At 41.5% G+C, this 14,799-nt stretch carries 10 protein-coding genes; 5 read left to right on the forward strand and 5 right to left on the reverse strand.

The features are described 5' to 3' along the window. Positions 1-93: 93 nt before the first annotated feature. Positions 94-1,101, forward strand: coding sequence for a rhodanese-related sulfurtransferase (locus QL986_RS00430; protein WP_013464881.1), 1,008 nt, complete (start codon positions 94-96; stop codon positions 1,099-1,101). A gap of 59 nt (positions 1,102-1,160) precedes the next feature. Here the strand turns inward: QL986_RS00430 and QL986_RS00435 are convergent, their stop codons facing one another. Beyond that, a complete protein-coding gene (locus QL986_RS00435) occupies positions 1,161-1,598 on the reverse strand; it encodes a hypothetical protein (protein ID WP_016899934.1) in 438 nt (145 codons plus the stop codon). A gap of 221 nt (positions 1,599-1,819) precedes the next feature. Here QL986_RS00435 and QL986_RS00440 point away from each other — a divergent pair, with 221 nt between their 5' ends. The 4 genes from QL986_RS00440 to QL986_RS00455 all read left to right on the forward strand — a co-directional run bounded on the left by QL986_RS00440 (position 1,820) and on the right by QL986_RS00455 (position 8,606). Then, positions 1,820-2,836 carry an efflux RND transporter periplasmic adaptor subunit gene (locus tag QL986_RS00440; RefSeq protein WP_016899935.1) on the forward strand — a complete coding sequence of 339 codons (1,017 nt, stop codon included), beginning with the start codon at positions 1,820-1,822 and terminating at the stop codon, positions 2,834-2,836. A gap of 2 nt (positions 2,837-2,838) precedes the next feature. After that, complete coding sequence (locus QL986_RS00445) at positions 2,839-5,919, forward strand: efflux RND transporter permease subunit (RefSeq protein WP_016899936.1); 3,081 nt, start codon at positions 2,839-2,841, stop codon at positions 5,917-5,919. 86 nt (positions 5,920-6,005) lie between these two features. After that, positions 6,006-7,901: a putative nucleotidyltransferase substrate binding domain-containing protein gene (locus QL986_RS00450; protein ID WP_016899937.1), complete on the forward strand. Its 1,896-nt coding sequence runs from the start codon at positions 6,006-6,008 to the stop codon at positions 7,899-7,901. 3 nt (positions 7,902-7,904) lie between these two features. Next, positions 7,905-8,606, forward strand: coding sequence for a 3'-5' exonuclease (locus tag QL986_RS00455; RefSeq protein WP_016899938.1), 702 nt, complete (start codon positions 7,905-7,907; stop codon positions 8,604-8,606). A 78-nt stretch (positions 8,607-8,684) separates the two neighbouring features. Here the strand turns inward: QL986_RS00455 and QL986_RS00460 are convergent, their stop codons facing one another. The 4 genes from QL986_RS00460 to pxpB form a co-directional block, all read right to left on the reverse strand. After that, positions 8,685-10,265, reverse strand: a complete 1,581-nt coding sequence (locus tag QL986_RS00460) for a BCCT family transporter (RefSeq protein WP_013464887.1) — start codon at positions 10,263-10,265, stop codon at positions 8,685-8,687. A gap of 799 nt (positions 10,266-11,064) precedes the next feature. Continuing rightward, positions 11,065-12,729 (reverse strand): asparagine synthase B, encoded by a 1,665-nt coding sequence (gene asnB, locus QL986_RS00465; RefSeq protein WP_016899940.1) that lies wholly within the window; start codon positions 12,727-12,729, stop codon positions 11,065-11,067. A gap of 295 nt (positions 12,730-13,024) precedes the next feature. Further along, the gene (locus QL986_RS00470) at positions 13,025-13,966 is read right to left on the reverse strand and encodes a biotin-dependent carboxyltransferase family protein (RefSeq protein ID WP_016899942.1); all 942 of its coding nucleotides are present in this window, start codon (positions 13,964-13,966) and stop codon (positions 13,025-13,027) included. Next, entirely contained in the window at positions 13,963-14,619 is a 657-nt protein-coding gene (gene pxpB / locus QL986_RS00475; RefSeq protein WP_013464891.1) for a 5-oxoprolinase subunit PxpB, read from the reverse strand. Before pxpB ends, QL986_RS00470 begins: the two co-directional genes overlap by 4 nt. Positions 14,620-14,799 lie beyond the last annotated feature (180 nt).

Raw genomic sequence — 14,799 nt, forward strand, 5'->3', positions numbered from 1 at the left:
AATAAAAAAAGCGTAAAATACGCGCCCCATATGCGCCGGATTTACGATTCGGTAAACGCCCCTTGCGGGTTTTAAAAGCAAAATAGGAATACCATGACTGCTGTCCATAAAGATAATGTAACCAGCGAACACTTTGTTGTATGCGCTCTGTATAAATTTGTTTCTCTGCCGGATTTTGAAGCACTTCGCCAACCTTTACTTAATGTAATGGAGCAAAACGAAGTACGAGGCACTTTATTAATTGCTGCAGAGGGGATTAACGGTACTGTCTCTGCAAAACGTGAAGGCATAGATAATTTACTTGCGTGGTTAGACACCCAACCAAATTTAGACAACATTGTTACCAAAGAATCATTTGATGACGAATGCCCGTTTTATCGCACAAAAGTTAAGCTGAAAAAAGAAATTGTGACTATGGGTGTTGAAGGCGTAGACCCATTAAAAGTAGTGGGCAGTTATGTTAAGCCACATGAATGGAATGCCCTTATTTCTGATCCAGAGGTGATCCTTGTTGATACCCGTAATGATTACGAAATTGAAATTGGTACGTTTCAAAACGCAGTAGACCCAAACACTAAAACGTTCCGTGAATTTCCTCAGTGGGCCAAAGAAAACCTAGACCCATCAAAACATAAAAAAGTAGCCATGTTTTGTACTGGTGGTATTCGCTGTGAAAAATCAACAGCCTATATGAAAGAGCAAGGTTTTGATGAGGTTTACCACCTTGAAGGCGGCATATTAAAATACCTAGAAGAAGTGCCAAAAGAAGAAACCATGTGGGAAGGCGAGTGTTTTGTATTTGATAACCGTGTAGCGGTAAATCATGACTTACAAAAAGGCTCATACGATCAGTGTCATGCATGTCGCATGCCTATCACAGAAGAAGAAAAGCAAAAGCCAGAATACATGGAAGGGGTGTCTTGTCACCACTGTATTGACAATGTAACCGATGAACAACGCGCTCGCTTTGCAGAGCGCCAAAAGCAAATAGAGCTTGCTCAAGCGCGCGGTGAAGGCCACATTGGTAACGAAGCACAAGCTGTTTTACAACAACGTAAAGAAGCTAAAAAAGCGCAAAAAGAAGCACAGCGAAATAAATAAGCGGTACTTTTTTGTTTGTACGTTATTAATAAAAAAACCTCAGTTTTAACTGAGGTTTTTTATTTTATACTCTTTTCACAATTGCTTGTATCTGTAGTAGAGAGCGTGACCTTGTTGGCAGCATTGACGAGCACACATTTTGTGTTTTTATCGAGCTTTTTCTTTTGAATAACGGTAAATTTACCTTCATCAGCAGCATATAGATTATACTGATACGCGGTGTTGCCCCCTTCAAATAAAGCAGTAAATAATCCACCGACTAATCCACCAACAATGGCGCCGCCAATCATTTCTTCTTTATTGCCATCTAAGCTATCTACAAAGCCAAACCCCGCACCAGCAGCTATTCCAGTTCCCACTTCTGAGGAGAGTGTTACTTTTTGTATTGATTCAACAGACGCATAATAACGTTTAACAACTTGATTTTGATCTGCCCGATCAATCCCTGGTGATGCACAGCCTGATAGTAAGATCACCATAATTAAACTCTTTTTCATAAATGTGCCTTTATTAAAAATATTGATGAGCTAAATCATAGTCATAAATGTAATTTAAATATGTGTGGATTTTGTATGCAGCTGTAAAAATATGTAAGAGTGGCTAGCATGCTTAATTTCAGCTTATTGTTTTGCTAATTTATCGTACTTAGCTATTTATTGATCATAGAGCTGTTAAACTGCGTAACATAATGGAAATAATAATTAATTAGGGTCACCCTTTGAAATCGCGAATTCTTTTTACCAGCGTGTTTTTTTCTTTAATGTCGTTAAGTTTATCTGTAAAGAGTGCCAATGTCGTGGTGGAGCAGGTAGCGATGGAACGTGCTAAAGAGCAAGTTCAGGCTGTCGGTAACGCCGAAGCAATTCATTCGGTTATTTTATATCCGGCTGTGGGCGATAAAGTAACGGCGGTCCATTTTAAACCGGGTGATAGCGTAAAGGCCGGTGATGTGTTACTTGAACTTGATTCACGAAGACAAAAAGCGGCACTTGAAGAGGCAAAAATAAAACTTGCTGACACCCAAAGAACCCTCGCACGTTTAAAGCAAAGCCAAGCAAAAGGGGCTGTGCCACAAAGTGATGTGGATGATGCAAAAACAGTTGTTGAATTAGCAAAAGTGACCCTTACCCAAGCAGAAACAGAATTTGAAGACCGCCAAGTTCGTGCGCCTTTTAACGGCACTATGGGACTTACCGACGTTGAAGTGGGTGACAGAATTACTCCCCAAACGGCGATTGCAAGTATTGATGATACGCGTGCTTTATATATAAATTTTAACGCCCCAGAATCGGCCGTTTATATGCTGCGCAATAAAGGCAATGTAAAAGTATTCCCTTGGCAGTCACAAAATGCTGTAAACGCAAAAATTGCTTATCTAGATTCACGAATAGACCCACAAACCCGCACCTTACGTGTAAAAGCGCAGCTTGAAAACCCGCAGCAAAAGTTCTTACCTGGCATGAGTTTTCGTGTTCATATTGAAGTAGAAGGGCAACGTTTTGCTGCTGTACCTGAGGCGGCATTACTGTGGGGAGCAACAGGCCCTTACGTATGGACAAGTGTTGATAAAAAAGCCACTCGAATTGATGTTAAAATTGAACAGCGCCTTGCAGGTCGTTTATTAGTTTCGGGGGCTTTAAAAGAACAAGATAACTTAGTGGTAGAGGGCGTACAACGCTTACGAGCTAACCAAGAGCTAAGCTTCTCAGCGCCAATCGCTAATACGCAGGAGTAGCCATGAAACAGCAACCTATGATGCAAGACTTGCCATCAATGGCTATTCGCCGCCCAGTGCTTATTGTGGTACTGAATTTACTGATTATTATTGCCGGAATTGCCGCCATAGCAGGCGTAGAAGTTCGAGAGCTTCCAGATGTAGACAGACCCCGTATTACTGTATCAGCCTCGTTCCCTGGTGGTTCACCTGAAACCGTTGATACCGAAGTTACCAGTAAACTTGAAGGTGCCGTGGCCCGCGTGAGCGGTGTTAAATCGATTCGTGCACAAAGTGAAGAAGGTAATTCACGCATTGTGGTTGAATTTAGACCGGGTGTTAACCTTGACGACGCTGCGAATGAAACGCGTGAGTCAGTTGCTCGAGTGCAAAGAGAGCTCCCTGAAGAGGTAGAGCGCGTTTCTATTATTAAGGCTGATAACGACGCTGAAGCGGTGGTTTCATTAACAGTATCAAGCGAAAGTTTATCGTTAGAGGCATTAACAGAGCGGGTTGATGTTGACTTAGCGCCGCAGTTTTTAACTATTCCTGGCGTTGCCGACGTACGATTAAACGGCGATAGAGAACGTGTGCTCAGGGTTCGCATTGATCCATTAAAGCTCAGCAGTTTTAATTTAACGATTCCAGATGTCGCCGATGTACTCAGGCAAGCCCCCTTTGATGTGCCTGCAGGGAGTTTAAAATCAAACGATCAGCAAATAATAGTGCGCGCTGATGCAACGTCTGTTACCCCCGCACAGGTGGGCGACATTATAATTCAGGGCGATACTCGTATTAGCGATATTGCTGCCGTGTACTTTGGTCCGGCCGATCCGCGCTCTATGGTAAGACTTAATGGTAAACCTGTTATTGGTATGGAAATTATTCGCCAAGCACAGTCCAACACCATCGAAATTTCTGATGAAGTACTCAACCTTATAGAGGGGATGCGGGAGCGCTTTCCTGAGATGGAGTTTACGCTAACATCAGATGACGCGCAGTTTATTAGAAGCTCAGTAGATGAAGTGATTAACTCATTGGTACTGACGGTACTGCTAGTGATCATCACCTTGTGGGTGTTTATTGGCTCATGGCGTGCAACATTAGTCCCAGCATTTGCCATTCCTGTTGCGCTTATAGGTTCATTAGCACTGATATGGGCACTTGGGTTTTCAATTAATATTTTAACCTTATTAGCACTGGTATTAGCGACAGGATTAATTGTTGATGATGCAATTGTAGTGAGTGAAAACATTCAACGCCAGCGAGGGTTAGGCCTTGGAAGGCGTGCCGCAGCGGTTGTTGGTACCCGCGAAGTATTTTTTGCCGTTATTGCCACCACTGCAGTATTAGCGGCTGTGTTTGTACCCATCGCATTTTTACCCTCTACAGCAGGGCGTTTATTTAGGGAGTTTGGTGGCGTACTAGCTGGTGCGGTAATTATATCTAGCTTTGTTGCTTTATCGTTAGTACCGGCGCTCACCTCAAAACTAAAGCTTAAGCAAGGTGGTTTTCACCCCTTTGCGAAATTTGGTAACGTGCTTGCCAATATTTATACCAAAACAATTCATAAAGTACTGGATCATGCGTGGGTTACCTTTATTGTTTGTTTATTAGTTGCAGGCGGTTCGGGTGCTTTGTATATGAGTTTAGATAACGAACTGCTCCCTACTGAAGATCGCGGTAAAATTAGAATATTTGCCCGCGGACCTGATGGCGTAGGCTTAAACTTTATGGATAGACAAGCCATTAAAATGGAAGATACCTTATTGCCTTTCGTTGAAAGTGGTGAAATTGAGTCTATTTACACTGTGGTTGGGCAATGGGATCCCAATATTGTGTTTATTACTGTGCCATTAAAGCATTGGGATGAACGTAACTTTAGCCAACAAGAAATTATTAATAAAATTCGCCAGCCTTTAGGCAACATCCCAGGCGCACCAGCTTACCCTGGTGGGGCAAATAGCTTAAATTTACGTGGCCAAGGTGGCGGCATAGAAATCGCTTTACTTGGACAAGATTATCTTGAAATATTTAAGGCTGCACAGCAGTTCTCAGCTGATCTTGAAAAAGCCGTGCCAGAAGTTGCGCCGGTAAGAGTATCGTATCAGCCATCGCAGCCGCAATTGCGTGTTAATATTGACAGACGACGCGCAGAAGAACTTGGCGTGTCTTTAAGTGATATCGCAATTACATTAAGAGCCGCTATTAATGGTGACGATATCGCTGATTTAAACATTGGCGATCAATCTATTCCTATTATGCTACAGGCACAAAATCAAACTATTAACGACCCAAGTGATTTAGCAAACTTGTTTATTAGAGCTCGTAATAATCAATTGGTGCCGCTCAGTAGTGTCGCTAACATTTCAGAGGAAGGGGTTGCTGCCGAGCTTGAGCGTCATGCTCAGCGCCGTGCCATAGAGCTCAGTATGGAGCTGCCTGAGGGCTTAACAATTGCCACCTTAGTGGAACAAATAAAGCAAGTGTCTGAGCAATCATTACCAGCAGGTATTACTCTTGCATTTAAAGGGGAAGCACTGACATTTGAAGAAACCTCCAACGAAGTATTAATGACCTACGTATTGGCATTTTTAATTGTGTTTTTAGTACTTGCGGCGCAATTTGAAAATGTTAACAGTGCAATCGTGGTAATGATCACTGTACCATTTGGGATTACATCGGCCATTCTAGCGCTGTATTTAACCGGTACCTCACTGAATATTTACTCGCAAATAGGCCTAGTGATGTTAATTGGGTTAATCGCTAAAAATGCAATTTTATTGGTCGAGTTTGCTGATCAATTAAGAGATCAGGGGCTGAGTGTTCGAAAAGCGGTTGAACGAGCTGCATTGGTACGTTTAAGACCAATCACCATGACCTTAATATCGACCTTACTCGGTGCGTTACCCCTCATTATGTCAACAGGTGCCGGAGCAGAAGCACGTAATGCCATTGGTTGGGTGGTATTTGGTGGACTTGCGTTAGCAGTATTGTTTACGCTTTACTTAACACCGGTGATTTATTTAGGATTAGCCCGCTTTACCAGTCCTCGTGGCGATGAGTCAAAGCAATTAGCCCAAGAGCTGGAGCAACTTGACTAACTAATTACGCTAATTGGCTATTTTTCTTTGAAAAAATAGCCAATTAAGCCCACAATTCAACTAGATTAAAGCCACAAGGATCACCCATGCAGGCCGAGCAAGTTGAAATAGCCCAATTTTTAGTTGAACACCCCCCCTTTGATACGCTTGAGAGCGAGGCACTAAACGAACTAGCAATGCAAATTGAAGTTGCTTATTTTCGTGCGCAAACTGATATTTTACATTTAGGCCAAGATATTAGTGACTTATATATTATTCGTAGTGGCTCGGTTGAAATTTCACGTCGTAATGGCGAGCTCTATAATCGTTTAGCCACAGGCGGCATTTTTGGCCAAATGGGCCTATTGATGAACCGCAAAGTGCGCTTTCCGGCTCGAGCCCTAGAAGACACCTTAACCTATTGTATTAACGTTAATACCTTCAACGAATATTGTGATAAATACGAAACCTTTGCCGATTTTTTTGAAGTGGATGGTAACGTACGTTTGCACCAAGCCATTGTAGAGCAAGCCGACAGCAATGATTTAACCACCGCGAAAGTGAAGTCATTATTACACCGTGATGTGGTCACAGTAACAATGCAAACTGCTATTCAAGACGTCGCATTTTTAATGACGCAAGAATCGGTCTCTTCAGTGTTAGTTACCGACATAGAAAAACAAATAAGCGACGACCCAGAAGAAGACGACGGTCAAGTTGTTGGGATCATAACCGACAGAGATATTCGCACTAAGGTGGTTGCCCAAGGGTTAACATATGATACACCCGCCAAAGAAGTAATGACATCAAGCTTAGTACTACTTGATAGCAACGCCTATGTGTTTGAAGCCGTATTAGCCATGCTAAGAGATAACTTACATCATTTACCTGTGGTACATAAAAAACGGCCTATTGGGGTAATATCGCTGTCTGACATTTTACGTTATGAATCACAAAGTAGCTTACTGTTAGTACGCGGTATTTTAGCGCAGCAATCAGTTGATGACTTAGTTCATTACGCGCGCCAATTACCTAATGTATTTGTACGTATGGTTAATGAAGATGCAAATTCGCATATGATAGGAACCGCTATGGCGGTCATAGGCCGTACCTTTAAACAGCGTTTGTTAGCACTGGCCGAAGAAAAATTTGGCGAGCCGCCTATTCCTTATTGTTTTATAGCCTTAGGCTCAATGGCCCGCGACGAGCAGCTAATTGTGACTGATCAAGATAATGCTCTCATTTTGGATAATAGTTTTGATGAAGCACTGCACGATGAGTATTTTCAAAACCTATCAGATTTTGTGTGTGATGGTTTAGCTAAATGTGGCTATACCTATTGTGACGGTGAAATTATGGCGTCGTTTAAAAAATGGCGTATGACCCGTACACAATGGAAAGAAAAATTTGCTAGTTGGATGGCCGAGCCGAAACCGCAAGCACTGCTTAATAGTTCGATATTTTTTGACTTAGATGGTGTATGGGGCAAGCTAAAATGGGCCGATGAGCTTAAAACGCTGGTGGCCAAAGAAAGCAAAGTAAACAAACGCTTTTTAGCGAACCTTGCTGCCAATGCCCGCAATAGAACGCCGCCATTAGGATTCTTTAACGGTTTTGTGCTTGAGCATAATGGCCAGCATAAGCGGTCAATGAACTTAAAACGCCGTGGTACGGCGCCGCTATCTGATGTGGTGCGCGTGCACGCCTTAGCGGTTGGCTCACGTAAACAAAACTCCTTTGAGCGCTTAGAAGATATTATAGAGGCAAATTTACTGCCTAAAGGTAAAGCACAAGATTTACGTGATGCGTTTGAGTATATTGCCACAGTACGTATTCGTCATCAGGCGTGGCAAATAGAGCAGGGTGAAGCCCCAGATAACGATCTAGACCCCCATTTACTTTCACCCTTTGAGCAAAGTAATTTAAAAGAAGCCTTTGCTATTTTAGAAAAAGCGCAAAGCTTTTTAAAATTTAGCTATTCTGCGCACCCGGGTGTGAAATAAGTTATGGCTAAATCACCGTTAGATTGGTCACAGCGCTACGAGCAGTTATTGCAAACTGCGCAAAACCCGTTACTTAAAGACTTTTATCAACAAGCGTTTACCAATCAGGCTGCTCCAATTAAAGATGTCCCTTTTGTGGCGCTCGACTTTGAAACAACCGGCCTTGATGCGAATAGCGATGATATTGTTAGTGTGGGGCTGGTGCCTTTTAATGTGAATCGTATTTATTGTAAAGAGAGCCGTCACTGGGTGGTGCAACCACGACGAGATTTAAGTGAAGAGTCAATAGTTATTCATGGAATTACTCATTCAGAAGTGGATGAAGCCCCTGATCTTAATCGAATTTTAGCGCCACTGCTTGATGCCCTTAAAGGCAAAGTGGTGGTGGTACATTATGCTGCAATAGAACGTCATTTTTTTTATAACGCGCTACTTATGCGTATAAAAGAGGGCATTGAGTTTGCACTAGTTGATACGATGGAAATAGAAAGGCGGGCGCTTAAAGCGCGGCAGGGGTTATTAGGCAGGCTGTTTAATTCAAAGCTAGGATCACTTAGGTTAAGTGATACACGGGAGCGTTATTCATTGCCACTGTATCAAAACCATAATGCGCTTACTGATGCACTAGCCACTGCCGAGCTGCTGCAAGCGCAGCTGAGTTACCACTATAGATCAGACACGCCAGTGAGTGAAATTTGGCTTTAGCTATTGAAGCATTACTGTTAAAAATAGAGCACAAAAAAAGCCGCAATTTGCGGCTTTTTTATTATGGAATGTGTTGTGTTATTTAACTGGGCGAGGCTCAGTTCGTAAACCTAAAATTAAGCTTACACACATCAATAACAATACAATGGTAAATGGCAGACCGGTTGATATAGCCCCCGCTTGCAGTGCTTCAATCGCTTGAGTGCCACCAATCCAAAGTAATGCAGCAGCGATAGCACCCTCAACAGACGCCCAAAAAATACGCTGTGGTACCGGCGCATCAATCTTACCACCTGCTGTGATTGAATCGATTACAAGTGACCCTGAATCAGAAGAAGTAATAAAGAATACCAGTACTAAAACAATAGCAATGAAAGATAAAACGTTCGCCATTGGCATTTCATCAAGCATTTGGAACATCGCCATAGGCACACTTGTTAAACCGTCAGTTCCTAGGGCACCAATTCCATTAACTACTTGGTCAATTGCGATGCCGCCATAAATAGACATCCATAAGATAGTGACTGCTGTAGGAATAAGTAGTACAGCGGTTAAAAACTCACGAATTGTACGACCACGTGAAACACGGGCAATAAACATACCTACAAACGGTGACCACGAAATCCACCAAGCCCAATAAAATACTGTCCATCCATGCATCCATGTTTCATCTTCACGACCATGTGGGTTACTTAACGGAATAATGTTTTCTACATAGCCCATTACCGTGTTTGGTATATTACCCATAGATACAGCAAAACCAACTAAACATACAAATACCAGTAGCACTAAAGCAATAAGCATATTGACGTTACTTAGTAGCTTAACGCCACCATCAATGCCTCGAATAACTGAGACAATGGCTAATAACGTCACCCCTGTAATAACCAGAATTTGTGAACCTACGCCACCTTCAAGGCCAAATACGTGGTTAATACCCGCTGAAGCTTGTTGAGCACCTAATCCTAAAGACGTTGCCAAACCAAATAAGGTCGCAAGCACAGCTAAAATATCGATTATATGCCCCGGCCAGCCCCATGCTTTATCACCTAAAATAGGGTAAAAAATTGAGCGTATAGAAAGCGGTAAGCCTTTATTGTATGTGAAAAACGCTAAAGAAAGCGCGACAACCGCATAAATGGCCCAAGGATGAAGACCCCAGTGGAACATAGTTGCGCCCATTGCAAGCTTTGCTGCTTCTGGGGTGTTGGCAGCCACATTAAGCGGTGTTTCATACCAGCCGGTGTAATAAGCCACCGGTTCAGCAACTCCCCAAAACATTAAGCCAATACCCATACCTGCTGCAAATAACATTGCCAGCCAAGAAATACGAGAGTGAGATGGTTTAGCATCGTCGCCGCCTAAACGGATATTGCCGTAAGGCGAAAAAATTAAAACTAAACAAAAAATAACAAAGAAGTTAGCAGCCCACATAAACAGGCCGTCAAAATTATTAATAATATCGGTTTTAATACCATCTAGCGTTGTTTTAGCAACTTCGGCATCAGATACTAATACGGCAATTAAAAACAGCGCTATTAACCCTGCACTTATTCCGAATACAGGGTTATGTATATCAAACCCCCATTTTTGCACGTTGTCTTGACCTACGGTGTAGTCCGTATTGTCAATACTGTACTTGTCATGATTCTCGCTCATGCAATACCTCATTGGTTAATGAAACAGGCTGGCTTAATGCCAGTTTTTTATAGTTCACTGTATTCGTCTTATTAGATTCTTTGCCAAAGCTAACAACACGAATAATTAGAAGACTAACTAATTTAATTGCCCATCATACCTTTACTGCTAGGGGAGTTAAATATTAAATACGAAAGAATTAACACTTTGCTAAAATTTTGAGCTGACTTTGTCTTTTTATTGTACATGTCTGGTCGCTAAGAAAATGAAAACTAACGCGTTAGCACTTTATTTTATAGTCGTAAATAGCAATGAATGCAAAAGCTAAGTTAATGAATATTCATATTAATAGGGCGTATAAACAGATAAATCACTTAATTTGATACGCTAAAAGCGTACTCTGATTTTTAAAACTAAGAGTAATTTGTTAAATGGGCTTTTTTATGACTTTTTAATTACATTTTTATAGCTTTGGATTTTTAGCCAAGGGGAGGTTAATAGAATCAGCAATGAAAATAGCGATGTTAAAGTAGTTTTTATAAAAAGGTGGCATACTTATTTTGCAGTTTAAACTAATTTGCTTTCTCATTTATTTTGAGTCTTAACAGCTTAACTCACGAAGAGGGTAAAGAGACGCTGCGCTTTTAGAGAAGTAACAAAGCCACATAATTAAACAAAAATGATGAGGCAGAATGGCTTTTACTTTCTCATTTTCTTCTCATTCACTTCTCTCAGTGCAATAAGCATTTTAAGAAAATTACGCACAAAGACACCAAAAAAAGCTGCAGCTTTAACACTGCAGCTTAGGATGGTTAAATTTTCATTTGTACGCTTCGTTATGAACGCCCGCGGCGCGCCCTGATGGGTCGGCATTATTTTGAAATGATGCATCCCATGCGAGTGCTTCTGGGGTTGAACACGCAACTGATTTACCATGTGGTACACACTTAGCCGAGGCATCGCCTGGGAAGTGCGACTCAAAAATACTGCGGTAAAAATACGCTTCTTTAGAGTCTGGCGTGTTAATTGGGTATTTAAATTTGGCATTCGCCAATTCTTGATCCGTTACTTGCTCATTAACAAATTCTTTTAAGGTATCTATCCAGCTGTAGCCAACGCCATCAGAGAATTGCTCTTTTTGACGCCATAACACTTCATCTGGGAGGTAGCCGTCAAAGCCTGCACGTAAAATGTGTTTTTCAATTTTGCCGTCTTTACACATTTTAGCTTCAGGGTTAATGCGCATTGCCACATCAACAAACTCTTTATCTAAAAATGGTACGCGTGCTTCAACACCCCAAGCCGCCATTGATTTATTGGCACGTAAACAGTCAAACATATGGAGCTTTGAAACTTTACGGTTCAGCTCTTCATGAAATTCTTGTGCATTAGGCGCTTTATGAAAATATAAATAACCGCCAAATAATTCATCTGCACCTTCACCTGAGAGCACCATTTTTATACCCATGGCTTTAATTTGACGGGCCATTAAGTACATTGGGGTTGATGCACGAATGGTGGTTACATCGTAAGTTTCAATGTGGTAAATCACTTCTTTAAGTGCATCAATACCTTGTTGAATAGTAAAGATAATAGGGTGGTGAATAGTCCCTATCATATCAGCTACTTTTTGCGCTGCGGCTAAATCGGGGGAGCCTTCTAAACCCACCGAAAAGGAATGCAGTTTAGGCCACCAAGCATCGCTTTCATCGTTATCTTCAATTCGTTTTGCAGCAAAGCGCTGGGTAATAGCGGAAATAACCGATGAATCTAAGCCACCCGATAGCAATACGCCATAGGGTACGTCACACATAAGCTGGCGCTTAACCGCCGCTTCCAATGCATCTTTTACATCTTCTGCTTTGGCATCGTTGTTTTTAACAGCGTCGAAGCGTTGCCAATCACGTTTATAGTAAGGGGTTAATTTACCGTCTTTGCTGTACAGGTAATGCCCCGGCGGAAACTCTTCAATGTGCTTACAAATAGGTGACAGCGCTTTGAGCTCTGACGCTACATAAAAGTTACCGTGCTCATCGTGACCTGTGTACAGTGGAATAATACCAATGTGATCGCGACCAATTAAGTACGCGTCTTGCTCTTCGTCATATAAACAAAAAGCAAAAATACCATTTAAGTCATCTAAAAATGCCGGCCCTTTTTGTTTATACAGGGCTAAAATCACTTCACAATCTGACTGGGTTTGAAAATCAAAGTCGACCTCTAAATTAGCGGCCAGCTCTTTGTGGTTATAAATTTCGCCATTAACCGCTAAAATATGGGTTTTTTCTGGGTTGTAAAGGGGTTGAGCACCGCTTGATACGCCAACAATGGCTAAGCGCTCATGCACTAAAATTGCTTTATCAGATGAATACACACCAGACCAATCAGGCCCACGATGACGTAACAGTTTAGACATTTCGATTGCCTGAGTGCGTAACTGGCTGGGATCCGATTTAATATCGAGTACACCAAAAATTGAACACATAATTTTTCCTCATTCCTATTAAGTGCCTACGATAGCGAGTTTGCTAAAGACTAACCTTGTTTTATCAGAAATAAATAACTAAGTCACACGGCTTTTTTAAATTAATAAGAATAATTTATGCACCAAACAAGTTACTGGTGCACCAACATGGTGAGGTTGATAGTGTGATAGCAACTGATTGTACAATTTTTAATTTAAAACAGGCAGGGATAAGCATTTAATGCTCATGAAAATTTATATTTGCACCAAGTGGGTGCAAATATAATCATTAAGAAAACAGCGTTATCGTATTATGTTAATTAGCCCAATAGTGATTTAAACTCAGTTTAAGCTGAGATAGATGCGCATCGAGTTTACTTTTTGCCGCGGTTGCTTGTTCAAGCGTTACAAACTCAAAAGTAATAGAATCGGCGGTTCTAAACTGAGCAAACTGATGTAAATCCGCCTCTATTACATGGCCTATCAATGGGTAGCCCCCCGTTGTTTGTGCATCATTTAACAGCACAATTGGGTTGCCATCAGGTGGGAGTTGCACGCTTCCCGGTGCTACCGCGAGTGAGTGCAGTGAGAGCGAGTGTTGCATTATTTGGCTGTTATTATGATCTAAGCGTACTCCCATTCGATTACTATTCGGGTTAATAGTAAATGAGGTGGTACAGAAAGCGTTTATACACTCAGGTGTAAGTAGTTCATGATGTGGGTCTTGATGTAGCCGAATAACTTTTCGTTTAGGCGGTGTTAATGCACCTTTATTGCATAGCCAAGGCTGAGTATATGGGGTTATTTTTATAATATCGTCGCTTTGTAATGCTCGGCCATTAAAACCACCAATGGCTGCCCCTAAGTCGGTTGATTTAGAACCCATAACTTCAGGGCATTCAATTCCACCTTTTACGGCAATGTAAGCTCTGGAGCCACCGCGTCCTGTATCAAATTTAAGTGTTTGTTTTGCTTTTACCGGATAACTCCACCCGGGGTAAACGGCTTGAGCGTCAAGTTTAGCGTTTAAGTCGGCTCCATGCAGAGCAATGACGGTATCGCACTCAAATTGCAATTCACATAACCCAACGGTGAGTTCAAGTACGGCATCGTTATCGTGATTATTTACTAAGCGATTGGCAATAATGTGCGCATAGGCGTCTAAGCTACCCGAGCGGCTAACCCCTAAATGACGAAAACCCACACGGCCTAAATCTTGGATTGTAAGCTGTATACCGGGTTTGATTACTTTAATCATTGTTTACTCCTTTTAACAGGCACAAATTCAAGGGTGTCACCGGGTTTAAATAAACAAGGGTTTGAGGCGGTTGCATCAAATAAACAGGCATCAGTATGAGCAATAATATGCCAGCCACCAGGTGAGTTTTCAGGATAAATGCCTGTTTGGTCTGCCCCAATCGCAATCGCGCCTTTAGGAACACTGACTCGTGGGTTATCACGCCTTGGGGTAAACAGTTGAGAATTGAGCCCATGTAAATAAGGAAAACCGGGCACAAAACCTAAAAACAACACATGGTAAATTTCTTTACTGTGTAAATTAATTACCTCATCTATTGTTAGCTTGTGATAATTAGCCACATAGTTTAAATCCTCACCTTGGTAATAGGTGTCTATTTTATGATGCTGACTTTCAAAGGCGTAATCATCAACCTCATCCCATAGTTTTGTTAAGGTGTTTTGCCATTGATGTAAATTACTGGCTGATTTTAAATACAAGGTTAATGAGTTCATCCCGGGGACTAAATCTATAAACTCATTGGTGTTTTTACAATACTGTGACAGCGCCCAGAGTTTTTTTTGCGTCGCAAGTATGTGTTGTTCGCTGTAGTGAGAAACATCAAAAAGCAGACTAGAATTTGTTAATATTTTTATACTTGGCAAAGTGCTCATACAGATAACTTATTAATATTGTTTGTATTTAAGCTATCACAGTCGTTGTGCTATTACGATATTAATAGACAAACTCGGATCGATTAAATTCCCGTCTTCGTAAAGTTTTATTGCGTGTGAAATTTATTCTTGAGTTTACAGGTCTGCTTTAGGGTCTGTTGACCTTTGCGGATTAAAATC

The organism is Pseudoalteromonas sp. APC 3250, assembly GCF_030407915.1.
Classification (GTDB): Bacteria; Pseudomonadota; Gammaproteobacteria; order Enterobacterales; family Alteromonadaceae; genus Pseudoalteromonas; species Pseudoalteromonas tetraodonis.

Bases quoted from the DNA above. Each gene is read 5' to 3' on its own strand.
- QL986_RS00450 (WP_016899937.1), top strand. From the start codon at position 6,006: ATGCAGGCCGAGCAAGTTGAAATAGCCCAATTTTTAGTTGAACACCCC.
- pxpB (WP_013464891.1), bottom strand. From the start codon at position 14,619: ATGAGCACTTTGCCAAGTATAAAAATATTAACAAATTCTAGTCTGCTT.
- asnB (WP_016899940.1), bottom strand. From the start codon at position 12,729: ATGTGTTCAATTTTTGGTGTACTCGATATTAAATCGGATCCCAGCCAG.
- QL986_RS00430 (WP_013464881.1), top strand. From the start codon at position 94: ATGACTGCTGTCCATAAAGATAATGTAACCAGCGAACACTTTGTTGTA.
- QL986_RS00435 (WP_016899934.1), bottom strand. From the start codon at position 1,598: ATGAAAAAGAGTTTAATTATGGTGATCTTACTATCAGGCTGTGCATCA.
- QL986_RS00445 (WP_016899936.1), top strand. From the start codon at position 2,839: ATGAAACAGCAACCTATGATGCAAGACTTGCCATCAATGGCTATTCGC.
- QL986_RS00455 (WP_016899938.1), top strand. From the start codon at position 7,905: ATGGCTAAATCACCGTTAGATTGGTCACAGCGCTACGAGCAGTTATTG.
- QL986_RS00470 (WP_016899942.1), bottom strand. From the start codon at position 13,966: ATGATTAAAGTAATCAAACCCGGTATACAGCTTACAATCCAAGATTTA.
- QL986_RS00460 (WP_013464887.1), bottom strand. From the start codon at position 10,265: ATGAGCGAGAATCATGACAAGTACAGTATTGACAATACGGACTACACC.